30 protein-coding genes and 1 riboswitch are annotated in these 25900 nt (G+C 46.7%); of the genes, 27 read left to right on the plus strand and 3 right to left on the minus strand.

Annotated features, from left to right (window positions below):
• The first annotated feature begins 7 nt into the window (after positions 1–7).
• The 23 genes from JDF658_RS08385 (at position 8) to nikC (ending at position 20883) form a co-directional block, all read left to right on the plus strand.
• On the plus strand, positions 8–1792 hold the full coding sequence (locus tag JDF658_RS08385; protein ID WP_159446594.1) for a motility associated factor glycosyltransferase family protein: 1785 nt from the start codon (positions 8–10) through the stop codon (positions 1790–1792).
• Positions 1785–2123 carry a hypothetical protein gene (locus JDF658_RS08390; protein ID WP_078665873.1) on the plus strand — a complete coding sequence of 113 codons (339 nt, stop codon included), beginning with the start codon at positions 1785–1787 and terminating at the stop codon, positions 2121–2123. The genes JDF658_RS08385 and JDF658_RS08390 overlap by 8 nt, the downstream gene beginning before the upstream one ends.
• Positions 2123–3427 (plus strand): motility associated factor glycosyltransferase family protein, encoded by a 1305-nt coding sequence (locus JDF658_RS08395; RefSeq protein WP_079907186.1) that lies wholly within the window; start codon positions 2123–2125, stop codon positions 3425–3427. The genes JDF658_RS08390 and JDF658_RS08395 overlap by 1 nt, the downstream gene beginning before the upstream one ends.
• Positions 3420–4430 carry a UDP-N-acetylglucosamine 4,6-dehydratase family protein gene (locus JDF658_RS08400; protein WP_078665880.1) on the plus strand — a complete coding sequence of 337 codons (1011 nt, stop codon included), beginning with the start codon at positions 3420–3422 and terminating at the stop codon, positions 4428–4430. Before JDF658_RS08395 ends, JDF658_RS08400 begins: the two co-directional genes overlap by 8 nt.
• A 19-nt stretch (positions 4431–4449) precedes the next feature.
• Positions 4450–5484 carry an N-acetylneuraminate synthase gene (neuB, locus tag JDF658_RS08405; protein WP_200805660.1) on the plus strand — a complete coding sequence of 345 codons (1035 nt, stop codon included), beginning with the start codon at positions 4450–4452 and terminating at the stop codon, positions 5482–5484.
• A 14-nt stretch (positions 5485–5498) separates the two neighbouring features.
• Positions 5499–6629, plus strand: coding sequence for a UDP-N-acetylglucosamine 2-epimerase (neuC, locus tag JDF658_RS08410; RefSeq protein WP_242946635.1), 1131 nt, complete (start codon positions 5499–5501; stop codon positions 6627–6629).
• A 14-nt stretch (positions 6630–6643) separates the two neighbouring features.
• Complete coding sequence (locus JDF658_RS08415; RefSeq protein ID WP_159071973.1) at positions 6644–7282, plus strand: acetyltransferase; 639 nt, start codon at positions 6644–6646, stop codon at positions 7280–7282.
• Between the two features lie 5 nt (positions 7283–7287).
• A complete protein-coding gene (locus JDF658_RS08420; RefSeq protein WP_078665868.1) occupies positions 7288–8403 on the plus strand; it encodes a DegT/DnrJ/EryC1/StrS aminotransferase family protein in 1116 nt (371 codons plus the stop codon).
• 92 nt (positions 8404–8495) lie between these two features.
• Entirely contained in the window at positions 8496–8840 is a 345-nt protein-coding gene (locus JDF658_RS08425) for a flagellar protein FlaG (RefSeq protein WP_079907189.1), read from the plus strand.
• A gap of 20 nt (positions 8841–8860) precedes the next feature.
• The gene (gene fliD / locus JDF658_RS08430; RefSeq protein WP_079907191.1) at positions 8861–10354 is read left to right on the plus strand and encodes a flagellar filament capping protein FliD; all 1494 of its coding nucleotides are present in this window, start codon (positions 8861–8863) and stop codon (positions 10352–10354) included.
• A gap of 18 nt (positions 10355–10372) precedes the next feature.
• Positions 10373–10789: a flagellar export chaperone FliS gene (gene fliS / locus JDF658_RS08435; protein WP_079907193.1), complete on the plus strand. Its 417-nt coding sequence runs from the start codon at positions 10373–10375 to the stop codon at positions 10787–10789.
• Positions 10776–11126: a hypothetical protein gene (locus JDF658_RS08440; RefSeq protein ID WP_078665864.1), complete on the plus strand. Its 351-nt coding sequence runs from the start codon at positions 10776–10778 to the stop codon at positions 11124–11126. Before fliS ends, JDF658_RS08440 begins: the two co-directional genes overlap by 14 nt.
• A gap of 123 nt (positions 11127–11249) precedes the next feature.
• A complete protein-coding gene (locus tag JDF658_RS08445) occupies positions 11250–11534 on the plus strand; it encodes a zinc-ribbon domain containing protein (RefSeq protein WP_078665863.1) in 285 nt (94 codons plus the stop codon).
• Positions 11535–11798: 264 nt separating this feature from the next.
• The gene (locus JDF658_RS08450) at positions 11799–12383 is read left to right on the plus strand and encodes a DUF6305 family protein (RefSeq protein ID WP_078665862.1); all 585 of its coding nucleotides are present in this window, start codon (positions 11799–11801) and stop codon (positions 12381–12383) included.
• A 12-nt stretch (positions 12384–12395) separates the two neighbouring features.
• Positions 12396–13724: a HAMP domain-containing sensor histidine kinase gene (locus JDF658_RS08455; protein WP_079907194.1), complete on the plus strand. Its 1329-nt coding sequence runs from the start codon at positions 12396–12398 to the stop codon at positions 13722–13724.
• Entirely contained in the window at positions 13699–14310 is a 612-nt protein-coding gene (locus JDF658_RS08460) for a two-component system response regulator (protein ID WP_079907196.1), read from the plus strand. The genes JDF658_RS08455 and JDF658_RS08460 overlap by 26 nt, the downstream gene beginning before the upstream one ends.
• A gap of 43 nt (positions 14311–14353) precedes the next feature.
• Positions 14354–14704 (plus strand): nucleotidyltransferase family protein, encoded by a 351-nt coding sequence (locus JDF658_RS08465; protein WP_159446595.1) that lies wholly within the window; start codon positions 14354–14356, stop codon positions 14702–14704.
• On the plus strand, positions 14701–15177 hold the full coding sequence (locus tag JDF658_RS08470) for a hypothetical protein (RefSeq protein ID WP_079907200.1): 477 nt from the start codon (positions 14701–14703) through the stop codon (positions 15175–15177). Before JDF658_RS08465 ends, JDF658_RS08470 begins: the two co-directional genes overlap by 4 nt.
• Positions 15178–15305: 128 nt before the next feature.
• Complete coding sequence (locus tag JDF658_RS08475; protein ID WP_079907201.1) at positions 15306–16301, plus strand: ABC transporter ATP-binding protein; 996 nt, start codon at positions 15306–15308, stop codon at positions 16299–16301.
• A 3-nt stretch (positions 16302–16304) separates the two neighbouring features.
• Positions 16305–17285 (plus strand): ABC transporter ATP-binding protein, encoded by a 981-nt coding sequence (locus tag JDF658_RS08480; RefSeq protein ID WP_079907203.1) that lies wholly within the window; start codon positions 16305–16307, stop codon positions 17283–17285.
• Positions 17286–17327: 42 nt separating this feature from the next.
• A complete protein-coding gene (locus JDF658_RS08485) occupies positions 17328–18941 on the plus strand; it encodes an ABC transporter substrate-binding protein (RefSeq protein WP_079907265.1) in 1614 nt (537 codons plus the stop codon).
• A 68-nt stretch (positions 18942–19009) separates the two neighbouring features.
• A complete protein-coding gene (locus JDF658_RS08490) occupies positions 19010–20014 on the plus strand; it encodes an ABC transporter permease (protein ID WP_079907205.1) in 1005 nt (334 codons plus the stop codon).
• An 11-nt stretch (positions 20015–20025) separates the two neighbouring features.
• Entirely contained in the window at positions 20026–20883 is an 858-nt protein-coding gene (gene nikC / locus JDF658_RS08495; RefSeq protein ID WP_079907206.1) for a nickel transporter permease, read from the plus strand.
• 61 nt (positions 20884–20944) lie between these two features.
• Here nikC and JDF658_RS08500 read toward each other — a convergent pair whose 3' ends face one another.
• Positions 20945–21616, minus strand: coding sequence for a hypothetical protein (locus JDF658_RS08500; RefSeq protein WP_078665853.1), 672 nt, complete (start codon positions 21614–21616; stop codon positions 20945–20947).
• Between the two features lie 68 nt (positions 21617–21684).
• Positions 21685–21772, minus strand: a riboswitch (cyclic di-GMP riboswitch).
• A gap of 130 nt (positions 21773–21902) precedes the next feature.
• Here JDF658_RS08500 and JDF658_RS08505 point away from each other — a divergent pair.
• A complete protein-coding gene (locus JDF658_RS08505) occupies positions 21903–22373 on the plus strand; it encodes a peroxiredoxin (protein ID WP_078665852.1) in 471 nt (156 codons plus the stop codon).
• Here JDF658_RS08505 and JDF658_RS08510 read toward each other — a convergent pair.
• Both JDF658_RS08510 and JDF658_RS08515 read right to left on the minus strand, forming a co-directional pair.
• The gene (locus JDF658_RS08510; protein ID WP_078665851.1) at positions 22362–23354 is read right to left on the minus strand and encodes an inorganic phosphate transporter; all 993 of its coding nucleotides are present in this window, start codon (positions 23352–23354) and stop codon (positions 22362–22364) included. The two genes, JDF658_RS08505 and JDF658_RS08510, sit on opposite strands and share 12 nt — an antisense overlap.
• Positions 23347–23973: a DUF47 domain-containing protein gene (locus JDF658_RS08515; RefSeq protein ID WP_159071972.1), complete on the minus strand. Its 627-nt coding sequence runs from the start codon at positions 23971–23973 to the stop codon at positions 23347–23349. The genes JDF658_RS08510 and JDF658_RS08515 overlap by 8 nt, the downstream gene beginning before the upstream one ends.
• Positions 23974–24223: 250 nt before the next feature.
• Here JDF658_RS08515 and JDF658_RS08520 point away from each other — a divergent pair, with 250 nt between their 5' ends.
• The 3 genes from JDF658_RS08520 (at position 24224) to JDF658_RS08530 (ending at position 25899) form a co-directional block, all read left to right on the plus strand.
• Complete coding sequence (locus tag JDF658_RS08520) at positions 24224–24427, plus strand: hypothetical protein (RefSeq protein ID WP_079907208.1); 204 nt, start codon at positions 24224–24226, stop codon at positions 24425–24427.
• 14 nt (positions 24428–24441) lie between these two features.
• The gene (locus JDF658_RS14810) at positions 24442–24864 is read left to right on the plus strand and encodes a rhodanese-like domain-containing protein (RefSeq protein WP_242946636.1); all 423 of its coding nucleotides are present in this window, start codon (positions 24442–24444) and stop codon (positions 24862–24864) included.
• Between the two features lie 81 nt (positions 24865–24945).
• Positions 24946–25899, plus strand: coding sequence for a DNA double-strand break repair nuclease NurA (locus JDF658_RS08530; protein WP_079907209.1), 954 nt, complete (start codon positions 24946–24948; stop codon positions 25897–25899).
• Position 25900: the final 1 nt, after the last annotated feature.

Genomic DNA, 25900 nt, shown 5'->3' on the forward strand with positions numbered 1-25900 from the left:
AATGGAAATGGGAGAAATAATCAAACTAGAAAATAGTCAATTTAAAGAGTTTCAAATCAATATACTGAACAGTAAAAAAGGTCAACCTTATGTAATTGTCAATGGCTTGTTTTTGCACAGCCGCTATGATCCAATTAAAGAGGCTCAACGTTGGGCAGAAGTTCATTACCAAAAAAACCATTTACACATTTTATTCGGTTTTGGTGCAGGGTATTTTGCTCAAGAACTTTTGCGACACCTGGATGAAAATGATTTTTTGCTGATCATAGAACCTGTTGCTGAACTCTTTCTAGAAGCAGCTAAATTTATTGATTTACACCAGTTTTATGCGCATGAGCGCGTACTTATTTTGGTTGGATTTGAACGCATGGAAATTGAACGTCATTTGCGCTTTATAATTAATCTGCAATATGCAGGTCGAGTGGAAGTTTTATGTTCTCCCAATTATGACAAACTTTTGCCTGAGGAAAAAAATCAACTGGAAAAACTGGTTTTGGAAGTAAGCAAACTGGAACTGGTAAATTTGAATACTATCAAGTATTTTGCCCAAACCTGGCAGGATAATTTTTTGTCTAATCTCTATTTTTCCTGGAAATCAATACCTTTTCGGCGTTTGGCAGGAAAACTGGATTGCCCTGTGGTAATTGCTGCGTCAGGGCCATCTTTAAATAAACAGCTCGAATTATTAAAGAAAATTAAAGATCAAGCATTAATTATAGCTGCAGGGTCAACCATTAATCCTCTGTTAAGCGGGGGAGTTAAACCCCATCTGGTAGTAACCATTGATGGCAGCACAGCTAACCTGAAACATTTTGAAGGGATAGAAATTGATGATATTCCCTTATATTATGCTTTGATTGTGCATAAAGAGATTCCGGCAAAACACAGGGGTATAAAAGTGGTTTTTAATAGCGATAACCAGCAACTGGCAGAATGGGCTGACCAGGTTTATGGAGAGCCTCTGGGCTATATCAGAGGCGGTCCTTCAGTAGCCAATTTTTGTTTTGACCTGGCCAGACAGATTAGTTCGGGGCCGATTTGTTTTATTGGCCAGGACCTGGCCTATACAGGCAATAAATCCCATGCAGAAGGAAACAAATATTTTAAAGAAGTACAGCTGGAACCGGAAAAAGTGGATGGTAAAAAATATTTGCGTACTAAAGGTTTTTATGGAGAAGAAGTTATTACCGATTATCCTTTTCTCAACATGAAGAAACAATTTGAAGACCAGCTGCTGACCATGCGAAAAGTCTACGGGGACCTGCGACCGGTTTATAATGCTACTGAAGGTGGAGTTTACATCGAAGGAATGGAACACATTAGTTTTAGAGAGTTTATCGAACGCTATTGTAACCGGGATGTCCGTGCTCACCTGGCCAGTCTCTATTTGCAAGATATTGAACCGGAACAGGTTAGGGACAGGATTGAGAAAAGTTACGAGGAGGAAATGGTTAAACTAAAACAAGTAGAGCGATTATGTCATAAGGCACTTGACTTATTAAAGGGGGTTTCCCGGCAAACTGAACATGTTAATGCCAAAATTCTGACTAAATTGGATAAAATAGATGAGGAATTGAATGAGTTGTTAAAGAGTAATTTAGTACATTTTGCCATTATGCCGGAAATTTTCCGCATCAATCATCTCTATCTGGAACCAGCCAGGGAAACGGCTGTGGAACGGACTAAGAGAATTCTGGATAAATCAGAGGCTCTTTACCGTTCCATCAATAAGGCTGTTATTTATGTTACTGAGATTATTGAAAAACTAAGAGAGGATAATGCAGATGAATAAAGAAGATTTACTAAATGAAACCATGGCCAGTTTGGCGGAATATCTGCCCAAATTGATTGCAGGTTGTCAAAAAATTGCCGAGCAATTTCATACTGCTGATGAAGCCAGTGCCATGCAATTACTGCCGGCAGCCATTGAAGGATTAGAGTGGGTTATCACTGCTGTAAGTGAATTGCAAAAATTTGGCCTTTTGACAGAGATTGATCCAAGCAAATTAACTATGCATTTTTCGGAACTGGAGTCAGCTCTCGCTAACCGCGATTATATTCTGCTGGGCGATCTGCTGGAATATGAGATTGTACCAGTCCTGGAAGAGTGGTTGGATAATTAATGAGCATTACCTGGGAGAAAATTATAAGCAGAACTGGTTTGCCGACGGTAAAAATCAGAGAGGGAAATAAGGAAATCTATTTACACAGTAAATACGACCCTTTACGTGAAGCCGAGCAGTGGGTTAAAGGCTGGACAGAGATGATGACCGGTCACCCTCAGGCCCTGGTGGTAATCGGGCTGGGGCTGGGTTATCATGTCCATATTCTGGCTGAACAATACCCCGATTTTCCTATAACAGTATGGGAATTTAACCCGCACTTCTATAATTGGATAAAAGAACAACACCTGCTCAGACTGTCCGAGAGAGTTAAAATCTATTGCAGTGAAAATATAGAAGAAATAAAGAATATATTATTACCTTTGCTTCTGGCTCCTGAAAATATGGTTTTTATTCACAATCATTCTCTGGCCCTGATGTCTGAGGCTCTGTCACCAGTTAAAAAAGTCCTGGAAAGTTATCTTTTACAACAGAGAGCTTATAAAAATCAGAAAAAGTTACTTGAAGAAAATTTTGCTCACAATCTTACTTTAAACGATCCTGGTCTTACAGCTTGCAATAAATTCATCAACGGCAGCCCTGTTCTTCTGGTCTCGGCAGGACCGTCTCTAACCAAACAACTCTCGATTTTAAAAGAAATTGCTGCAGAAGGCTCTATTAAAATTGCGACAGTGGGTACAGCCCTGAAGCCCCTGGTTAAGGCAGGTATAATACCGGACCTGGTAATGATTTCTGACCCCAATGAAAAAATTAGTGAACAATTTAATGTAGAAATTAATTTACCACTTCCACCTTTGTTTTATCTTTCAACGGCAAATCATTCTGTAGTGGCCAGTTATCAGGGGCCAAGGTATATTGTCTGGCAAAAAGGGTTTGTACCTGCGGAACTGGAAGCAGAGAAACGCAATCAACCCCTTATTTTAACCGGTGGCTCAGTAGCTACCTGTTTGCTGGATCTACTGGTGAAATTGGGTGCATCCTCTGTTGGCCTGGTTGGACAGGACCTGGCTTATACAGACGGTTACAGTCATGCAGCAGATACGGTGGCGGCACGGCAGATAATCGCGGATCATAGCTTACTCTGGGTAGATGGTTATGATCAGCGGGGTAAGGTACCTACTTCCCTCAATTTGTTTTCTTACCTCAAATGGTTTGAGAATTATGCCCTTATGTTTCCTGGAAAGGAATTACTCTGGAACTGTACGGAAGGCGGAGCATATATTCCTGGTTGGCGGCATGAACCACTGGCGAGTTACTGGCGTTTTGCCTTAAGGAGGCGGCAAGAGGATGGAAGAGATTTATAAAGGAAAACGCATCCTGGTGACCGGGGGAACAGGCACGATTGGCAGTGAACTGGTCAGGCAGCTTTTGCAATTTCAGCCTGAAGTTATTCGCCTTTATAGTCGGGATGAATCGAAACAGTTTGAACTACAACATGAGTTTCGTTCACATACCAATATCCGCTATTTACTGGGGGATATCAGGGACAAGGAAAGACTCAAACGGGCTATGGAAGGGATTGATGTTGTTTTTCATGCGGCGGCTCTGAAACATGTTCCTGCCTGTGAGTATAATCCCTTTGAGGCAGTTAAGACCAATGTCCTTGGTACCCAGAATATTATTGAATGTGCTCTTGATGAAGAAGTGGAACGGGTAATTGCCATCAGTACAGACAAGGTAGCTAATCCTACCAATACCATGGGGGCAACCAAACTATTAGCAGAGAAACTCATGGCTGCTGCCAATTACTATAAAGGAGCCAGGAAAACTGTTTTTGCCTGTGTGCGTTTTGGCAATGTTATGGGGTCCAGGGGGTCAGTCATTCCTTTGTTTATCCAACAGGTTGCCCGGGGTGGACCTTTAACTATAACTGATCCGGAGATGACCAGGTTTATGATGTCCATTCCCGAGGCAGTGGCACTGGTCCTGAAAGCAGGAGAAATCGCTCGGGGCGGGGAGACCTTTATTCTGAAAATGCCAGCTTTAAGGCTGGGAGATCTGGCGGAAGTGATAATCGAAGAGGTTGCGCCAAAACATAATTATACAGCCAGGGATATCAGAATCGAGGTTATTGGTTTGCGAGCTGGAGAAAAACCCCATGAAGAATTGATGACAGCTGATGAGGCTACACGGGCAGTGGAACTACCCGGTATGTTTGTTATTTACCCCAGTATCGATCCGGCCAGTTATAATACCGAAGGTCAGTATCAGGCCTATCGTTCCGATGCCGGACCCTTGCTGACTAAAACAGAGATTAAAGAAATGTTATATCGATTAGGTTTACTGTACAAACGGGCGACTGACTGAGAGTCAGGAGGAAATGCGCATGATTGTATTAAAGGATAGGCAAATTGGGCCCGAACAGCCAGTTTTTATCATTGCTGAAGCAGGGGTTAATCACAATGGAGACCTGCAATTAGCGAAAAAAATGATAGATGTGGCAGCTGCAGCAGGGGCTGATGCTATCAAATTTCAAACTTTTAAAGCAGAGAAACTGGTGACCAGAAATGCGCCAAAAGCAGATTACCAGAAGAAATCTACTGAAACCGGGGAATCCCAGTTTGCTATGTTAAAAAAACTTGAGTTAAGTGAACAGGACCATTATGAGCTGTTTGCCTACTGTCAGGCTAAGGGAATCCGTTTCATGTCTACACCTTTTGATGAAGAGAGTTTGTTATTTCTACATTCGTTAGGGGTGGAGTTGTTTAAGATCAGTTCCGGAGATTTGAATAACCAGCCTTTTTTGCATAAAATCAACTCCCTTGGCAAACCCGTTATTTTATCTACGGGGATGGCTAATTTATCAGAAATAACCGAAGCGGTTCAAATACTTTCCAACTGCCCTCTTGTTTTATTGCATTGCACAACTGCTTATCCAACTCCTGTAGAAATAGTAAATTTGCGAGCGATCAACTTACTACAAGAAAAGTTTGGGCCGATGGTAGGATATTCCGACCATACACTGGGGACGGAAGTAGCAGTAGCTGCAGTTGCCCTGGGAGCGTTCGTTATCGAAAAGCATTTTACTATGGACAAAAACCTGCCGGGCCCAGACCAGCAGGCTTCCCTCAATCCCGAGGAATTAACTTTAATGGTACGGCAAATCAGAAATGTAGAAAAAGCACTGGGCAACAAAAGGAAGGAATGTACAGAAATAGAGACGGCCAATAAACTTGTAGCACGAAAGAGTATCGTTTCCAGTCAGTTTATTCCCAGCGGGGTGACTATTCGAGAAGATATGATTGCTATTAAGAGACCGGGTACTGGGATTGAACCAGGGTTATATAGCAAGGTCATTGGCAGAAAGGCAAAAGTGGATATTGCACCCGATCAGCCATTGACCTGGGATATGCTCGAATGATTTTGAGGTGAATTATGAGGAAAATTGCTGTAATTACCGGCACCAGAGCCGATTATGGTATTTATAAACCGATTTTGACAGCTATCAGCCAGCACCAGGAATTAAGTTTGCAGTTAATAGTAACAGGTATGCATTTGCACACCCGTTTTGGGCGGACTATTGAACAAATCAGGCAAGATGGTTTTGCCATAGCAGCGGAAGTACCCATTCTCTCTGAAACGGACGGTCCAGACGAGATGGCAAAGGCTATTGGTCGGGCGATTCTGGGGTTGACAGAAGCAATAGGTCAGCTTGAACCTGATTTGGGACTGGTACTGGGGGACAGGGGGGAAATGCTGGCTGCAGCCATTGTTTTTTCTCACCTGGGTATTCCTGTTGTCCACTTACATGGTGGAGAAGTTTCAGGAACGATCGATGAGTCGGTCCGTCATGCAATTACCAAACTGGCCCATATTCACTTTCCTGCCACTGAAAGCAGCAGAGAAAGACTGATTAAAATGGGGGAAAAACCGGAAAATATCTATGTCGTCGGAGCAGCCGGGTTGGATTATATTATCAATAAACAATATACCGCCAGAGAAATTCTCGTACAAAAATATCGGATCGATGAGAAAAGGCCTTTGCTACTGGTTTTACAGCATCCGGTCAACTGGGAATATACTGAGGCAGGCTGGCAAATGGAACAGACAATGCGGGCGCTGGAACGGCTACAGTTGCCAACTATTCTCATCCATCCCAATTCCGATGCCGGGCACCTGCGGATGCTGGAAATAATTAGGCAATACCAAAATAGGGCCTGGCTGCAAACCTTTCCCAGCATCCCTTCTGCCGATTTTCTGGGTTTAATGCAGATTGCTGCTGTGTTGATAGGAAATTCCAGCAGTGGAATTATTGAGGCCCCCAGCTGCGGTTTACCGGTTATAAATATTGGATCTCGTCAAGCTGGTAGAGAGAGAGCAACGAATGTGATTGATGTCGATTATAATGAGGAAATGATTTATGCTGCTATTATAAAAGCACTTAAAGATGGGCGTCGAACTTATGATAATCCATATGGAGATGGTAAAACCGGCCCAAGAGTTGCAGATTTACTGGCCAGAATTGAGATAAATCGGGATTTATTAAATAAACAGATAGCCTATTAATGGTGGGGGTTAAAATGGCTAAGTTGATTATTGTAGGAGCTGGTGGGCATGGGCGGGTGGTGCTGGATATAGTTTTAGCACAATCCCAGTGGGAGGATATTGTTTTTGTAGACCAGAATCCGCAATTGTTCGGGCAAAAAATAAAAAATATACCTGTCATAGGTAATATCGAAAAATTGCCGGGATTAAAGGAGGCTGGCTATACAGACTGTATAATTGCTATCGGAGACAATCAGGCGCGGGCGCAAATGGCTGAACAAGCAAAAAAAGCTGGACTGAAATTCATCAATGCCATTCACCCATCAGCCCTGATTAGTGTTACTGTCAGAATGGGGGTCAATAATGTAATTGCAGCTGGCAGTATTGTTAACACCGATGTGCAAATTGGTTCCAATGTAATAATCAACACTGGAGCCATAGTTGAACATGATAATATAATTGAAGATAATGTACATATTTCGCCTGGTGCTAGATTGGCTGGTAAAGTCCAGGTTGGCCGGGGTGCCCATGTTGGTATTGGTGCTACCGTTATTCAAAACATAAAAATTGGGGCAGAGGCGGTGATAGGAGCTGGTGCTGTGGTGATTTCCGATGTTCTGCCCAGATCTACGGTAGTGGGGGTTCCGGCCAGACAGCTTGAGAAACGGAGGTAAACTAGATGAAGATACCGCTTTCAGCTCCGGATATAACGGAGAGGGAAATAGACATGGTTGTGGAGGTCTTACGCTCAGGGCAATTAGCTTTAGGGCCCAGGATGATTGAATTTGAAACCCGGATGGCAGAATATACAGGCGTAAAACACGCCATCGCTGTTAACAGTGGTACTAGTGGCTTGCATTTGGCAGTTAGAGCATTGGGGATCCAGGAAGGGGATGAGGTAATTACTACCCCTTTTAGTTTTGTTGCCAGTGCCAACTGCCTGTTATTTGAGCGCGCTCGCCCTGTGTTTGTGGATATTGAACCTGAGACATATAATCTGGACCCAAACAAGATTGAAGCTGCCATAACTGAAAAAACCAGGGCTATTTTACCGGTCCATGTTTTTGGACAGTGTTGTGAAATGGATAGAATCCGAGAGATCGCTGCCAAATACAATCTCACGATTATTGAGGATGCCTGTGAGGCAATAGGAGCCGAATATAAAGGCAGAAAAGCAGGAAGCTTTGGGGAAGCAGCGGTATTTGCTTTCTATCCCAACAAACAGATGACCACCGGTGAGGGTGGGATTATCGTAACAGACAGGGATGATATTGCCGAACTTTGCCGTTCTATGCGCAATCAGGGCCGGGGTAAAGAGGGACGCTGGCTGATACATGAACGATTGGGCTATAATTACAGAATGGATGAGATGAGCTGTGCCCTGGGTTTAGCTCAGTTGAGCCGGATTGAGGAGATTATGGCCAAGAGGGAAAAAGTAGCACAGGAATATAATATGCGATTAAAAGAGCTGGATGAAATCAAGATACCTGAAGTAAAACCGGAAAATAAAATAAGCTGGTTTGTTTATGTGATTACATTAGCGGAAAATATTAACCGGGAGTTATTTATGCATGAATTGCAAGCCGAAGGGGTTGCCTGCCGGGCTTATTTTGAACCCATACATTTACAACCTTTTTATTGTGAGACATTTGGATACCGCAAAGGGGATTTTCCTGTATGTGAAAAAATAGCCAGCAAAACTGTAGCCCTACCTTTTCATAATAATTTATCTGAAACTGAAATCGATTATGTAGTCAATGTTATAAAAAAAGCCATTAGAACAGCTAAAAAATAATGAGAATAAGAGTTATTTAAGCCAGATGGCATTTGTTTTTTTTGGGTTGTTTACGATAATAAATTTAAGGATAATTGTGCGGAGGGATTATCATGAAGATTGATAATCGGGCGCTGGTTAATAATGTTAATAATATTGAGCCAGCCAGGATTAATAAAGAAGCGAAGTTGCCGGAAGAAAGTCAACAGCAAACTGATATGAAGATTGAAAACCAGGAGCAAATGTTGCAACTGGTTATAGAAAAGGCAAATAAAGTTTTGGAAGGATCAGAAAGACATTTTGAATATGAAGTACACAAACCGACTAATCAAGTGGTCATTTCGGTGATTGATGATAAAACAAAAGAAGTTATCCGGGAGATTCCACCCAAAAAATTACTGGACATCATCGCAAAACTCTGGGAGCTAGCCGGAATTATTGTAGACAAAAAGGCCTGATTTGAAAGTGGGTGAATACCATGAGCGGTAACTTGCGGATTGGAGGTCTGGCTACAGGCCTGGATACAGATCAAATCATCAAAGATTTAATGAAAGCAGAACGAATACCAGTGGATAAATTAAAACAGCAGAAACAGATTATCGAATGGAAAAAAGAAGATTATCGCAGTTTGAATTCGGCACTGGCTGCATTACGTAATGAAGTTTTTAACTTGAAACTGGAAGGGACTTTTCGGGCCAAAAAAGCTACATCTGCAGATGAAAAGGTCGTTCAAGCCTATGCTAGCTCAGCAGCAGTTGTAGGTAATTATAAAGTAACTGTGCATAGTTTGGCCCAGGGAGCAAGCAAATCATCAACAGCGGCACTGGGGGTTGCGGCTAATCCCAGTCAGAGTCTGACAGCGGTTAATTTAACTTTTCGATTAAATGGTAAAGATATTACAATTAATGCCGGTGATAATATTAATCAAGTTGTGAGCAAAATTAATGCTGCGGGAGCAGGGGTTAATGCTTCTTATGACACTACAACAGACAGACTTTATTTGGTAACTACTGCTATTGGAGCGACAGCACAAATCGATTTTTCCGGTACAGTAACAGGCAGTGACGGTGCCAATTTTTTAACCAATACTTTAAAACTCAATGTATCCCTTGATGCTGCAAATAATGATACAACGAAAGTCATAGGGAAAAATGCGATAATTGATTTTAATGATGCAACCAATTTAACCTTTGGCAGCAATCAGGTTACAATCGCTGGTATAACCTTAAATTTAAAAAGCGAATCTGCTACACCGGTTAATATTAGTGTTAATGCTGATGTTGATTCGGTAGTAGCCAAAATAAAAAGTTTTGTTGACAAATACAATGAAACTATTGAGCTTTTTAACAAAAAGTTTTCGGAAGAGCGTTATAAGGATTACCTGCCTTTGACTGACGAACAGCGGCAACAGCTCTCCGAAACTATGCAACAAAAATGGGAAGAAAAAGCCCGAAGCGGCTTGCTGAAAGGAGATAGTTTAATAAGTTCTGCGCTGGGTGGGATGAGGAGTGTGTTAAGCAGTATTATCCAGGGCCTACCCAGTAGTTTCAACCAGTTATCCCAGATTGGTATTACTACTGGCTTATATCAGGAAAATGGCAAACTTTATTTGAACGAGTCGAAATTAAGAGAAAAACTGAATACCAACCCTGATGATGTGATGAACATTTTCCGTAAGGATAGTACAGTAATAGCGGAAAAAGGGATAGCCATACGTTTATATGATGAGATCAGCAACCAAATTAACAAATTTTCAGCTAAAGCGGGGTCAATTTACACATATAGTTTGGTTGATAATAGCACCCTTGGAAAAGAACTTAAAGAAATTAATAACAGAATTAGCGCAGCAGAAGATCGTTTAAAAGAAAAAGAAGACCGCTACTATCGACAATTTGCAGCTTTAGAGCGGGCTATTAACATGATGAACGCACAAAGCAGCTGGTTAGCTTCCCAGTTTGGTGGCGGAAAATAGAAAGCGGGGGATTAAGTAATGACAGTAACCAATCCGTATCAACAATATCTTGATAACCAAATAAACACGGCAACCCCGGAAAAACTCCTTTTAATGCTTCTGGATGGAGGGATCAGGTTCTGTCAAAAAGCTGTTCAGGCAATAGAGCTGAAGGATATCAGTGAAGCTCATACCAACCTGGTAAAGGCCCAAAATATAGTCCTGGAACTACTGGCAACCCTGGACAGGAGTTATCCCATTGCGGAAAATTTAGCAGCTCTTTACGATTATATGAATCGTCGTTTAATTGAAGCCAATATTAAAAAAGATGCAACTATCATTAATGAGGTTATTGGTTTTTTCAAAGAACTGAAAGAGGCTTTTGCCCAGGCTGCCCTGATTGCAAAAAACAACAATAACAGCATGGTCCGAGGTGGCCTGAATGTGGCAAAATGAGATAGAACGGGTGCTGATCCGTCTCCTCGATTTAACAGAAGAGATCATCACTCTATTGTTGAATAAAGAAATAGATAAACTGGAAGGCTTATTGACGGAGCGCGGAGATTTATTGCAATGGCTAGGAAATGTCCAAGAAAATAATATTTCTGCTTACAGCGATCTCATGACCACAATCAGAGAGAAAGATCAGGCGATGCTGGAGCTGGCTTTAAAGACAAAAGAGGAACTGGCCAGTCAGATAAAATTTCAGCAACAGGCCCGAAAAGCTGTCTGGACTTATGAAGCGGATAATAATTTCATTCCCGATGCCATTTTCTTTGACCGCAAAAAATAATTCCTCTTTCCTCTTGCACTTTCATCAATTACCAGCTATAATAAGATTATACCTTTGCTTGAGTAATAGCCATATTACCTGGGCGAAGGGAATAATACCTATTCAGGAAAGAGGGATTTCTACATGTACCAAGACAAGACTCTCGTGTGTAAAGACTGTGGGCAGGAATTCGTTTTCACCGCTGGTGAACAACAATTCTATGCCGAAAAGGGTTTCGAAAACGAACCCCAGCGCTGCCGTTCCTGCCGGAACGCTCGCAAAAACAACCGGACCGAAAGACCTCAGCGGGAAACCTATGCTGCTGTTTGCGCTGAGTGCGGTGCCGAAACTCAAGTTCCCTTCATGCCCAGAGAAGATCGTCCTGTCTATTGCCGTGACTGCTACTCTGCCAAGCGGGCTGCTCTGTAAGTAGCGCCTGTGCTGTTACAATAAACGGGATAACAAGGGAAGAACGACCCGGAGTTTTAGCTCCGGGTTTTTTCTTTCGACAGAATTTTTGTAGCGAAAAAGTTGTCCTAAAAGTTTTCCACAGAAAAAAGGTTTGAAATAACAGTTATCCACTGACTTATCCACATTATCCACAGGTTTTTATTCACAACCGGGCAGGAAGAGACCAGTCGATAGCGAAAGAAGAATAATAATGTCATTAAAAATGTCGAAAGAGGTTTTAAGATGTCAGCAAAGGTTACTTACTGGAAAAAGTGGATGGTAGTTTTCTTTTTACTTTGCTTTTATGTCCTGGCTGGCTTGTTTTTCTGGTCGGAAAAAGGAATATCTGCGCCTGAAGCAACAGAAATTCCCCATTTACCGGTGCCCATTGCCAGGGAACCGGTACTGGTAACCGGCCTGGGACAGGGGCCAGGCGGAGTAATAATCAACCGCCTTACATCTGTCTTGAATATTGACCATACCTTTCGATATAAAGCGGAATACAGGGATTTAACCGGTTATAAAACCCTGATCGTTGTTATTGATTACAATGTTCACAGCATGAAGGCGGCTTATACGGACTGGCAGGAAGAGAGGCAGCGGGTTTTGAATCTGGTGGCGGTGGCCAGAGGGCAGGGGATGAGGATAATTGGAGTTTTGTGCCAGCCGGGGCCGGATTTAACCGCCATCTGGCCCTATCTTGATTATTTGCTGGTTATTGAAATAACACCCGGGCAAGATTGGCAACTGGAAACCTATCAAGGACTTTTAAGCCGGGTATCCAGTTTTGAACAGGCCAAAATTCCTCTCAATGCAGTTTTTCGCTAAGGAGGCAAACTGATGGCGAAAAAGATTCTGGTGATATGCTTTTTAATGCTTGCCCTGGTAGGACCGCCTCTGTTTCAACCTCTGGCAGAGCTGGCAGTGAACTATTATGAAAAGGCCGGGATAAGCGGAGAGGGTATGGTGCTACTGGGGCTGGCTTATGGCTTTTTATATTACTTTCTGCTGGACCTGGTACCTATGCTCTTGTCCTTTACCCTCTGGAAATTAAGCTGGCCCCTGGGGAAAAAGGTGGCGGCCATAGTGGCGTTCCTGGCCTTTATAGGGGCGGAAAGCTATGCTTATTTTTTAGGGGGTGAGACTCCACCCTGGTTTTTAACCCTGGCCATCTGGTTCTGGAGTTTTGCACTGGTCATGGTAATAACTATGGCAGATTATAAACCGCCTTTAACGGTATTATTTTTGATGCCGTTAAGTTTAGCTACCATGGAATGGCTGCGCTTTTGGCCCCTCTGGCCGCAGGGGCAGTTAGCCTACGCCCTGGCCGAGGTAAGCAGTTTTCTGGGTGATGCCACAGCCATCAGCCTGATTCTGGTGAGTCTGGCCATATTGACTGCATTGCTGACCATAGTGGCCACCCAGTTACAGGCTATGTACTATCATAGTTATAAGGCCGCTGTTCAATCAGGGGAAGAACGCTTACGCTGGCTGGAATTGCGCAATTTACAGGAAATGCACACTCTTGTGCATGACCTCAAGACACCCTTGACTACTATTGCTGGCCTGAATTCTCTGGTGGGTCTTCTAACGGTACAGGAACAAATCCGGGAGTACAGTGAAAAAATCGCCCAGGCGGTGGATAATGCCAGTGCCATGGTTTCGGAAATCCTGGCAGAGGCTAAAAGAACCAGGATTTCCGTAGGAGATCTGGTCAATTACATCAGGGCCCATGTATTGCCCCGTTATACCGGGCAGACGGTGATTTTTGATATCCAGGGAGCAGAGCGGGAATTAGCGATTAACCATATTCGCATCACCCGGGCCTTGATCAATATCCTGGAAAATGCCTTTGAAGCCACTGCCCATCAGCCGGATGCCCGGATTAAGTTCAGCACCAGAGGGCATGACGGCTGGGTGGAATTTATTATCGAAGATAACGGTCCGGGCATGGAACCGGAACAGCTGGAAAAGATCTGGGAGTGGGGGTTTTCCACCAAAAAACAGCCATCGGGGTTAGGGTTGTTTTTTGTCAAACAGGTGATAACTCAACATCAGGGGAAAATTGAGATCAGCTCAACAAGAGGTCAGGGGACAAGGATAAAAATATTGCTACCGGAAGAGCGGGAAGGAGGTAGTTTGCTTGGCCAAAATCCTGATTATCGATGATGATGCCGCTATTCGCTATACTGTCGGGGAAATTTGCAAATTTGCTGGCTGGGAAGCGATAGAAGCGGAAAATGGGGCTCGCGGGCTGGAGCTGTTCACCCGCCATCATCCGGATCTGGTGCTGGTGGATTACCACATGCCGGCCTTAGATGGCCTGGAAACGGTAACCCGCCTGCGGGAACTCGACCCCTATACTCCGATTATCGTGCTGACAGTGGATGAGCGGCAGGAAATCTGTGATGCCTTTCTGGCTGCCGGGGCCAGCGACTTCGCCCTCAAGCCCATCAAGGCCCCGGATCTGATTGCCCGCCTGCGGGTGCATCTGCAGTATGGCCAGCTGCGACGGGAACAGGCGGTGGAGCTGCCCAAGGGCATGAGCGCCAGCACCCTGGAGGTGATCGCCGCCTTTCTGCGGCGCCAGACGGAACCCCTGACCATAGAGGAAATCCAGACCGGAGTAGAGCTGGCCTATCCCACGGTACACCGCTATCTGATGTATCTGGTGCAACAGGGCAGGGTGGTCATCTGCTGTGATTATGGCCGGGTTGGCCGTCCCAGAAATAAATATATTTGGCAAAGGGACTAAAGCGTGGCATAATAATAGTAAGACTACTTCTGGAGATGATATTATGCCAGGACAAGAATTTTTGCCCGATTGGGATGAACTGAAAAAAAAGGAACAAAAACAAATTGAAGAGTTACAACAGTTGGGCTGGCAGAGAGCAAGAATTATTGCTGACTATTTAAAACAACAATGGCAGGTAGAAAAAGTCTGGGTGATCGGCTCACTGGCTCAGGGGAGATTTGGCAGCCATTCGGATTTGGATCTGGTAATTAGTGGATTTAAAGATCAGCAACGATATTTCAAGGTCCTGGATGATTGCCTGAGACTGGCAGATCCCTTCAGTGTAGATCTTTTATTAGCGGAGGAACTGCCTCCCGGCTGGGAGAAGCACCTGCGAAATGGGGTGGAAATATGACCGGGCGTTATCGCATTGCTTTAGCCAGAATTGCCGATGAACTGGATAATCTTGATCAAGTATACGAGCGCTTTCAAAAAAAGCAGGAGAAAAAAAATGCCTATGAACAAGATGATATTTGCTCTATTTTTGGCTTAATTTTACATGACTTTTACAATGTACTGGAAAATATTTTTCTAATTGTTGCTAGAGACATCGATGAAAGTATTCCTCAGGGCGGAAATTGGCATAGGGACCTGGCGGAACAGATGTGTCTTGCTATACCGGAAATTCGACCGGCCCTGTTATCAAAAGATCTGGGCGAGAAACTGGCGGAATACCGGAGCTTTCGTCATATTATTCACCATACCTATGGCTTCCAGCTGGTCTGGAGCCGTATGGAGCATCTGGTCAATGAGTTGCCGGAAATATACCGGGAAGCCAAAAAACAAATTATTGAGTTTATAAAATATTTCAGTCAGCCTGGCCTGTAACTACAGGCTTTTTTCTTTTCTAAGATAAATATGAGAAAAAATAGCAAAGTATTTATATTTATGCCATAATAGCAGCAAAGAAACAAAGGTGTAATAGAGCAGAAAGATTGTATACAGGAGCGGCGAAAATGAAGACAGAGGAAATTTTGCTGGAAATCAAGGATTTGCGCACATATTTCTACACTCCGGAAGGGGTGGTCAAGGCGGTAGACGGGGTCAATCTCAGGCTCAACAAGGGCGAGACCCTGGGGGTAGTGGGAGAATCAGGTTCCGGAAAATCCATTACCGCTATGTCGATCCTGGGGCTAATCCCCAAACCGCCGGGTAAAATCGAGGGCGGGGAGATCTGGTTCAATGGCGAAAACCTGCTCACCAAATCGGAAAAAGAGCTCAGGGCCATTCGGGGTAATGATATTGCTTTCATTTTCCAGGACCCGATGACCAGCCTTAATCCCCTCTTGACTGTGGGGGAACAGATTGCAGAAGCTATTCGTTTACATCAAGGGCTGGGTCGCAAGGAGGCCTGGGCGAAAGCAGTGAAGATGCTGGAACTGGTGGGTATCCCGGAAGCGGAACGCCGGGCTCAGAGTTATCCTCACCAGTTCAGTGGCGGGATGCGGCAGCGGGCCATGATCGCCATGGCGCTTAGCTGTAATCCGAAACTGTTAATTGCTGATGAACCTACTACGGCCCTGGATGTAACCATCCAGGCCCAGATTCTGGACTTGATGCAAAAACTGAAAGAGGACTTCCATACCTCTATCCTGCTTATCACCCATGACCTGGGGGTAGTGGCGGAGATGTGTGATGATGTCCTGGTGATGTATGCCGGGCGCCCGGTGGAATATGCCCCTGCTGAGGTTCTGTTTGCTGAACCGAGACATCCCTATACCTGGGGCTTGCTGGGTTCTTTGCCAGACCTGGAGGCCGAGGAGAAAAAGCCGCTGGAGCCCATTGAAGGCGGACCGCCGGATTTGCGCAATCTGCCAGAAGGATGCGCTTTTGCTCCTCGTTGTAAGCACAAAAGCTCCCTCTGTGAGAAGAAAAGGCCGCAGTACAGGGAACTGGCACCGGGCCACCTGGTAGCCTGTCATCTCTATGCCGAGGAAAAAACGGAGGTTTAAGCCATGACCCAGCCATTACTGGAAGTAATCGATTTGCAAAAACATTTTCCCATTACTAAAGGTTTTATCCGGCAGAAACAGGTGGGGGCGGTGAAGGCGGTAGATGGTGTTTCCTTCAGTGTGGCCAGAGGGGAAACCCTGGGTTTAGTAGGGGAATCGGGTTGTGGCAAATCCACTACCGGGCGTTGTGTTTTGCGGTTATTAGAGCCCACAGGCGGGAAAGTGTTGTTTGAGGGTCAGGACCTGCTGGGACTGAGCCGGGAAGAAATGCGGCAAAAACGCCGGGAAATGCAGCTGATCTTCCAGGATCCATATGCAAGCTTGAACCCGCGCCTGACGGTAGGGGAGATTATCGCTGAGCCCCTGCTGGTTCACGGGCTGGCCGATCGTAGAGAGGCGGCCCGGGAAGTCAAGAGGCTGCTGGATGTCGTGGGATTGCCCCATTACCATGCCGAGCGTTTCCCCCATGAGTTTTCCGGCGGGCAGAGACAGCGTATCGGTATCGCCCGGGCCCTGGCTGTTAAGCCCAAACTGGTTGTTTGCGATGAGCCGGTATCAGCCCTGGATGTATCCGTGCAGGCTCAAGTAGTTAACCTGCTGGAACAATTGCAAAAAGAGTTTGGCCTGACCTATATCTTCATTGCCCATGACCTGAGTGTGGTAAAACACATCAGTCACCGGGTGGCAGTAATGTATCTGGGCCGGATTGTGGAAATAGCTTCAGCCGGGGAGCTATACCGCAATCCAATGCATCCTTACACCCGGGCCCTGCTTTCCGCCATTCCCTTACCTAAACCGGGCCGCAAGGCGGAACGCATTATCCTGCAAGGGGACGTGCCCAGTCCGGTCAACCCGCCAGCGGGGTGCAATTTCCATACCCGTTGCCCGCTGGCCAGAAAGAGCTGCCGGCAGGAGGTACCACGTTTGCAGGAAGTGGGACAGGGACATCAGGTTGCCTGTCCGGTAGTAGTGGGCAGTCATTGAGGTCAGGCAAATATCAATATGAGGAGGTTGAGAGTTGTGAAAATGCGGAAACTGTGGTCCCTGGCCCTGGCTGGTGTGCTGGCTTTAAGTACTCTGCTCAGCGGCTGCGGTGGCGGCAAAAGCGCCGACAACGGCGGCAAACCGGCAGGGGAAGAGAAGAAAGAAAAAACCTTCATCTTCGCCAAGTCCGGTGACCCCGTCGGTCTGGACCCCATCAATGTTACCGATGGTGAATCCATCTATGTTACCCAGCAAATTTTTGACACTCTGGTAGAATACAAGCAGGATAGCACTGAGATCCAACCGGCACTGGCCGAGTCCTGGGAAGCTTCCAAGGATGGGCTGGAATGGACTTTCAAACTGCGTCAGGGAGTTAAGTTCCATGATGGTACGCCCTTCAATGCCGAAGCTGTCAAATTCAATTTCGATCGCTGGCGCGACAAGAACAATCCCTATCACCAGGGAGATTTCGAATACTATGCCGCTATGTTTGGCGGTTTCCCCGGCATCATCAAGGAAGTTAAAGCTGTAGATGAGTATACCGTCAAGTTCATTCTGGAAAAACCCAATGCTCCTTTCCTGGCCAACCTGGCTATGGCTGCTTTCGGTATTTCCAGCCCGGATGCCATCAAGAAATACGGTCAGGACTACTTCAAAAACCCGGTGGGCACCGGTCCCTTTAAGTTCGTGGAATGGAAAAAGGATGACAAAGTAGTCCTGGTTAAGAATGAAGAATACTGGGGCGAAAAAGCTAAAGTTGACAAGGTTATCTTTCGCACCATCCCTGATAACAGTGCCCGGCTGATGGAACTGAAAGCTGGCACTATTGATGCTATGATCGGGGTGAACCCCGATGATGTAGAAGGAATCAAGAATGATCCCAATCTGCAGTTATTGCTGCGTCCTTCTATGAACGTAGGCTATCTGGCCATGAACACCGAGAAAAAGCCTTTTGATAACGTAAAAGTACGCCAGGCTATTAACCATGCCATCAACAAGCAGGCTTTGATCGATGCCTTCTATGCTGGTCTGGCCAAGCCGGCCAAGAACCCCTTGCCGCCTTCTCTCTGGGGTTACAATGATGAAGTGAAGGACTATGAGTATGATCCGGCTAAGGCCAAAGCTCTGCTGGCTGAAGCAGGTTTCCCCAATGGCTTCAAGACCAGGCTCTGGGCCATGCCGGTCGCCCGGCCCTATATGCCGCAGCCCAAGCAAATTGCTGAAGCCATTCAGAAGGATCTGGCGGCTGTGGGCATTCAGGCTGAAATCGTAACCTTTGACTGGGGTACTTATCTCCAGAAAGGGGAAAACGGGGAACACGAACTCTATCTCCTGGGCTGGACCGGGGATAATGGTGACCCCGACAACTTCCTCTATGTTCTGCTGGACAAGGACAACACTACCAAAGGTTCTGCTTCAAATGTTGCTTTCTACAAGAATGACAAGGTTCATGACCTGCTGATTAAAGCCCAGCAGGAATCCGACCAGAACAAGCGGGCTGAGCTGTACAAGCAGGCTCAGGTGCTGATTAAAGCGGATGCTCCCTGGGTACCGCTGGTTCATTCCACCCCGCCGGTTGCGGCCAGGAAAAATATCAAGGGCTGGGTACCTCATCCCACTGGTAGTGAATGCTTTAACACCATTGACAAAGAGTAAGCTGGTAAAGACAGAGGAGAGGCCGGTTGCGGCCGGCCTCTTGCTCTCTCTTTCAGGGAGGAAAATTCATGGCACAATATATTGTTCGTCGCTTGCTCCAGATTATTCCCGTCTTTTTTGGTGTAACCCTGCTGGCTTTTTCCTTAATCCATTTTATTCCCGGGGACCCGGCCCAGATCATGCTGGGCGAACGGGCTACACCCGAGGCGCTAAAAGAACTGCGAGAACAATTGGGTTTAAATGACCCTTTATATATTCAATACGGCCGTTTTTTAAGCCACATTCTGACTGGAGATCTGGGCCGTTCCATAGTTACCAATGAACAGGTAAGCAAGGAACTGGCTACTTTTTTCCCGGCCACCCTGGAACTGACTCTGGCGGCCATGCTGGTGGCGGTGATCGTCGGTCTGACTGCGGGTATAATTGCGGCAGTGAAACAATACTCTTTTTTTGATAATATCTCCATGGTAGGAGCTTTGTTCGGGGTTTCTATGCCCATCTTCTGGTTAGGTCTGATGCTGATCTACCTCTTTGCCCAGACTTTAGGCTGGTTCCCTCCTTCCGGACGCCTGAGCACTGAATATACTGTTCCAGTGATTACCGGCTTAATTACTGTGGACGCCTTGTTCAGCGGGGATATGGCTGCTTTTAGGGATGCCCTCTGGCACCTGGCCTTGCCGGCGCTGGCTCTGGGCACTATCCCCATGGCTATCATTGCCCGCATGACCCGCTCCAGCATGCTGGAAGTGTTGCGGCAGGATTATATTCGCACCGCCCGGGCCAAAGGGCTGGCGGAGTGGCTGATTGTGCTCAAGCACGCCCTGCGCAATGCCTTCCTGCCCGTTTTAACGGTAATCGGCTTGCAGTTTGGTTCCTTGCTGGGTGGAGCTGTAATGACGGAAACCATCTTCTCCTGGCCGGGAATTGGCCGCTATATCTATGCTGCCATAATGGCCAGGGATTTTCCGGTGGTGCAGAGCAGTATTGTTTTTATAGCCATGCTGTTTGTGTTAATCAATCTTCTGGTCGACCTGCTTTATACCTATATTGATCCCCGCATTCGTTACAGTTAAGGAGGAGCGCCATGAGCCAGAACAAAGGAGGACTATGGGCTGACGCCTGGCGTCGGCTAAAGCGGAATAAAGTTGCCCTGCTGGGTGCGCTGATTGTGGCTATCTTGCTGTTTACTGCTCTGGCTGCCCCGCTCATCGCTCCTTATGACCCCGTTCATGATGGGAGTTTGAAGGAGCGCTTGCAACCACCCAGCGCCAAGCACTGGCTGGGAACGGACAAGCTGGGCCGGGATATTTTTAGCAGGATTGTTTATGGTGCCCGCATCTCTGTTGAAGTGGGGGTTATTTCTGTAGGCATTGCTTTGATAGTAGGCACCCTGATGGGGGCGCTGGGCGGCTATTATGGCGGCTGGCTGGATTCCATCCTGATGCGTATTGTTGATATAATGCTGGCATTTCCCAGTGTCCTGCTGGCAATCGCTATCATGGCAGTGCTGGGGCCCAGTCTGGAAAATGCCATGGTGGCCATCGGACTGGTGAATGTGCCAACCTTTGCCCGGGTGGTACGGTCTACTGTTCTGGCGGTGAAAGCCACTGAATATATCGAGGCGGCCAAAGCTATCGGGGCCAGGGATGCTCGCATTATTTTCCGCCATATTTTGCCCAACTGCATTGCGCCCATTATTGTAACAGCTACCCTGGGCATCGGTACAGCTATTCTGGATGCCGCCGGCCTCAGCTTTCTGGGCCTGGGGGCTCAGCCACCTACACCGGAATGGGGGGCGATGCTGGCCGATACCCGGGATCTCTTGCTTAAAGCGCCCTGGGTGGCCATATTCCCCGGGATTGCCATTATGCTGAATGTACTGGGCTTTAATCTGCTGGGAGACGGTTTGCGGGACGCCCTGGATCCCAGGTTGAAACAGTAAAACGCATTGCCCGGTGGAGGTTAAATAACAAAGCCGCAGGCTTTGCCTGCGGCTTGGATTTTTACTGGGTAATGGAGGCATTAACAGTTGTAGTAGCCTGAGCAGTTTGATTCAAAGCTGAGGTAGCGGCAGCCAGTTCAGCTTCCAACTTTTTGATTTTAGCTTGTAATTCAGCGATTTTACGTTTGGCTTTTTCCGCTTTGGCTTTGGCTTTCAGTTCCTGTTTCAGTTTCTTTTCCTGGGCTTTTAATTGAGCCAGTTCCCGCTTGTCTTTTTTCTGTTCTTTCTTAATTTCATTTTCCCGTTTGACAATTTCCTTTTTCAGCATCCTGGCCAGCTCATTGATCCGGTGAATGCGTTTCACATAGGTCTTACTGTCTTTAGTTTTCTTGAAATCAGCCACTGCATCTTTTTTCAGACTATTGATAGCCTGGGCCAGAACCCGGATATCTTTTTTGCTGGTGATCAGCTTGTTCAGCTCAGCCTTGAGTGCTGTATCGGTCGGATTGTCCAGCAGCTTAACCAGCACCGCTTTTACCTGCAGAACCTGCTGCTCAAAAGGATTGACCTGGGTAGTAGTAGTGGTATTGCCATAGGTGTCGGAAGTAACAGTGGTCTGGGTTGTAGCATCAGTGGTAGTGGTGGTTTCCCCTTCAGCAAAAACAGCGGAAACAGGACCAAGAGCCAGGATTGCGGCAACAAAAGTGGCCAGGAATTTGTGTTTGATAGTCATAAGACATACCTCCTTTTAATGCTCAAAATTTTACCTCCTGCCAGAGCAGGAGGTAAATCGCCTCGCACTCGGGCAGCTGGCTGGCCTGGCAACGGAGTTGCGGTAGCCCCTTTAGCTTTGCGTCACCACCTTTCGATGGTTTTGCCTTTTTCCTTTTCGCTATATTATACGAACAGGCAATCATTTTTGGGGGGACCTAAGAAGTTTTTCTAAAAAATTTTTTTCGACAACAAAACAGGAAATCCTGCTCCAATGAGGAAAATAAGTAGCAGAGGAGGTTGAGAATATGGTAGAGATCGGCTTCAAGGCCCCTGATTTTACCCTGCCCGCTACCGGGGGACAGGAAATCACTTTATCCCAATTAGCTGGCAAAAAGGTTGTTCTTTATTTTTATCCTAAAGATAATACTCCTGGTTGAACCAATGAAGCGGTCGATTTTAATGACCGGATGGAGCAGTTTGCTGCCATCAATACCGTTATTCTCGGAGTAAGCCGGGATTCCATAGCCAGTCATGAGAAATTTGCGGCCAAACTGGGTCTGAAGTTTCCTCTGCTCAGTGATAGTAACGGGGAAGTATGTCAGTTGTATGAGGTATTAAAAGAAAAGAATATGTATGGCAAGAAAAGCATGGGGATTGAAAGATCCACTTTCCTGATCGATGCCGATGGTGTTATCCGACAGATCTGGCGCAAAGTCAAGGTAGCCGGCCATGCCGAAGCTGTCCTGGCTGCAGCCAGGGAGCTATCAGAGCAATAATTCCAGGGCTAGATAGACCCCGGCTCCGATCAGGCTGGTAGCTGGCAAAGTGAGAAACCAGGCGGTAATAATCTGTCGGGCCACCCCCCATTTTACCCCGCGAAAGTTTTTGGCTGTGCCCACTCCCATGAGTGCGGAAGCGACTACATGAGTAGTGCTGACGGGTAGGCCAAAGCGGGAAGCCAGCAATATTACCAGGGAAGAGCTAATATCCGAGGCAAAACCATTTATGGGTTCAATTTTAAAAATCCGCCCGCCCATGGTGCGAATTATTTTTTTCCCCCCTGTAGCGGTACCCAGGGCCAGGGCACTGGCGCAGGCAACTACTACCCAGAAGGGAACATGAAAAGTATCAATCATACCGGCGCTGACGAGAGCCATAGTGATCAGGCCCATGGACTTCTGGGCATCATTGGAGCCATGGGAATAGGCAGTCAGCGCTGCTGAAAGGATCTGTAAGCGACGAAAAACATTATTGGTCTGATGGGGATGAGAAAAGCGGAAGAGCCAGAAAAAACCCACCATTACCAGATAGCCCACCACCAGACCCAGAATAGGGGATAAGATCAGGGACAGGATGATTTTACTCAGGCCTGTCCACTTGATGAGCGCAAAACCGTGCTGGGCAGCGGCAGCTCCTACCAGGCCGCCGATGAGGGCATGGGAAGAACTGCTGGGAATGCCATAGTACCAGGTAAACAGGTTCCAGAAAATAGCAGCTGAGAGGGCGCCGATTAAAACCGTCTGGGTTATGGCTGCTGGGTCCACAATTCCTTTTCCGATGGTAGCTGCCACAGCGGTATGGGTTACCGCTCCTAGAAAATCAAAAGCGGCAGCCAGGAGAATTGCCTGCCGGGGGCTGAGGGCCCGGGTGGCAATGGAAGTGGCAACAGCATTGGCGGTATCATGGAAGCCATTTAAGTAGTCAAACAACAAAGCAAGGATAACAACGATAATGACCAAAGCGGTGAGACTAAGCATATTTTAGCACTACTCCCTCTAATAAATCTGCCATATCATCACAGAAGTCCAGCATTTCTTCCATATATTCATACAGGTCTTTCCACTTGATGATTTCCAACGGACTGCAATCCAGGGCAAAAAGCTGGGCCAGGCCGGTGCGGTAGATATTATCTCCCTGGCTTTCCAGCTCATTGATAGTCTGACAGAGCTTCTGGATTGCTTCCGGCCGGGAAGTCAGTTCCGGCAAGAGCTTTATGGCTTTGGCTAGAGCCAGACTGGCTTCAAAGGCAACCCCGGCCAGCTCCTGACCGGTCCGGGTAGTCTGTTCCACTTTATAGAGTCCCAGTTTTACGCAGGTGCCATGCAGGTAATCGACCACGTGCTCTAACCCCTGGGTGAGCCGGAAAAGCTCATCCCGGTCGATGGGAGTAATAAAAGTACGATTGATTTCTTTCTTTAATTCTTTGGCAATCTGATCGCTTTTTTCTTCAACTTGATCCAGCTGCCGCATTAGCTGCTCAGAGTGTTGCTGTTCTTGCATGATGGCGCGAAAATGACGGGCAGCTTCTTCCAGGCACTGGGCCAGCTCACCTAACAAGCGGTAGAAAATATCATTTTTTGGTTTTATACTAAACATCTCGGGGCCTCCTTTAACTGTACTAATAAAGATTGTAACTGTCCCCATCTGCTGCGTCAACAAGACTCGACAAAATAACAGTTGCTTACCCGGGGGCAGTATGCTATACTAATTGGTAGCGAATGCAAGAGAAAGTAGGTGCAAAAACATGCGGGAGAAACTGGCCAGTCTTGGAGCAGTTATCACCGGCTTTCTGGCCTGTATCGCCTGACTGGGTCCGGCAGTTTTTGCCGCCCTCGGTCTGGGGGGATTGGGCTTTGCCGCTGTTGGTTCGGTATCGAAATATAGCAATATATTTTACGGTATTACCATAGTTCTGCTGGGCTTTGCCCACTGGATGGGAACCAAAAATCACAAAAAAAGCAATCAGGTTATACTCTGGACATCTACTGTTCTGGTGCTGGCGATGTTTATCTACACCAAACGGGGCTGGTTCCTGGGATGGTTTAACTAAAGGGGGAGAAGGAAGTGAAAAAATGGTTGTTAATCACTCTGCTGAGTGGTCTTCTGATCGTTACCGGCTGTGCTAAACAGGAAACTACCCAATCCGGGGGAGAAACAGCAACCCAGCAGCAGGCCCAGGCTACTTATCAGGACATCAGTGGTGAAGAATTGCAGGCCATGCTGGCTAAAGGCGAAAAGGTAACGGTTATCGATGTGCGGGAACCCTTTGAGTATGAAGCCGGGCATATTAAAGAGGCTCGCCTCATTCCCATGGGGGAAATCCCTGGTAAACTGGGGGAACTGGATAAAAACCAGACTATCGTAGTGATTTGCGCTTCTGGCAGCCGCAGTGCCCAGGTGGCCCAGTATCTAGTGGAACAGGGCTTCACCCGGGTCAAAAACCTGGCAGGAGGCATGATGGCCTGGCCGGGAGAAGTGGTGAAATAACAGGATTAGGTAATTTCTTAAAACCTCTGCTTGTGTTACAATGATACACAGGTGGAGGTTTTTGCATTTGGAGGTTTATTTATGTGGGAGGACTTGCTGGAACTCAATCAGGAGCTGCTCAGGCGTATGCAAAAGACACCTGACCGGGCCGCAGGCCGCCAGCTGCTGGCTGATAGCTTTGGTGAATTCAAACCCATTCCAGTTTTCCAGGACAAACCCTGGCAGGGCTGGCAGGTAGTAGGGATAGATGGCTCCCAGCAAACTATTGGGGCCAACTATCCTTACCAGCTGGCTTTATTACAGGCTCTGGCTCTGGCCAGCCAGGGCGGGGAACAACTGAAACAGCGGGTAATAACCCCCCTCCTGGCTGAGGGGGAAGAAGAAGTCAGGCAGCTGGTAAGGGAAAAAGGTTTGAGCCAGGAACTGGCATTTAGTCGCCTGCGGGACCGGCATCTGGCCCAACTGGAGCTGGAAACCTTGCTGGAACTCATCTTTCGACAAAAACCCCAAGCCATCATGCTGGATGGCGGTTTTTTACGGCTGGAGCAAGCCTGGGCAGAAGGCTGGCAGCAGCTCTATTCCTTTTGTCTGGAGGAGAATATTTTACTGATAGGTGTAATCGAGGAAGTAGGGACCAATGCCATTGCCCAGGAACTGGGGGAAAAGGCCCCCCCTCTCTGGCAAAGGGCTTATGACCGGGAGATTCTCTATGACTTGCTGCAGGAAGGAGAACTGCTGTTGCCCTATCGTCCCTTGGCTGTAAAAGACCGCTATTATACGGTTTTTTTGCGCCCGGGTACCTATCCGCAGGCCATTGCCCTGGATTTGCTGGCTGAACAGAAAAATAAGGCCCAGCTGGCAGCGGCTCTCGTAATTTCCCTTTGTCCTGCTGGTGGCCGGGGCATTCCCTGGTTGCTGGATCTAATCGATCAAAAGGTGAAATTAACCCGACAACAAACTGATGCTTTGCTGGACTATGTCCTGGATTTACAGGTTCGGGAAAAATTTTTGCGCTCCATGCGGGAGAGGAGGTAAA

The sequence above is a fragment of the Carboxydocella sp. JDF658 genome, assembly GCF_002049395.1.
GTDB lineage: Bacteria > Bacillota.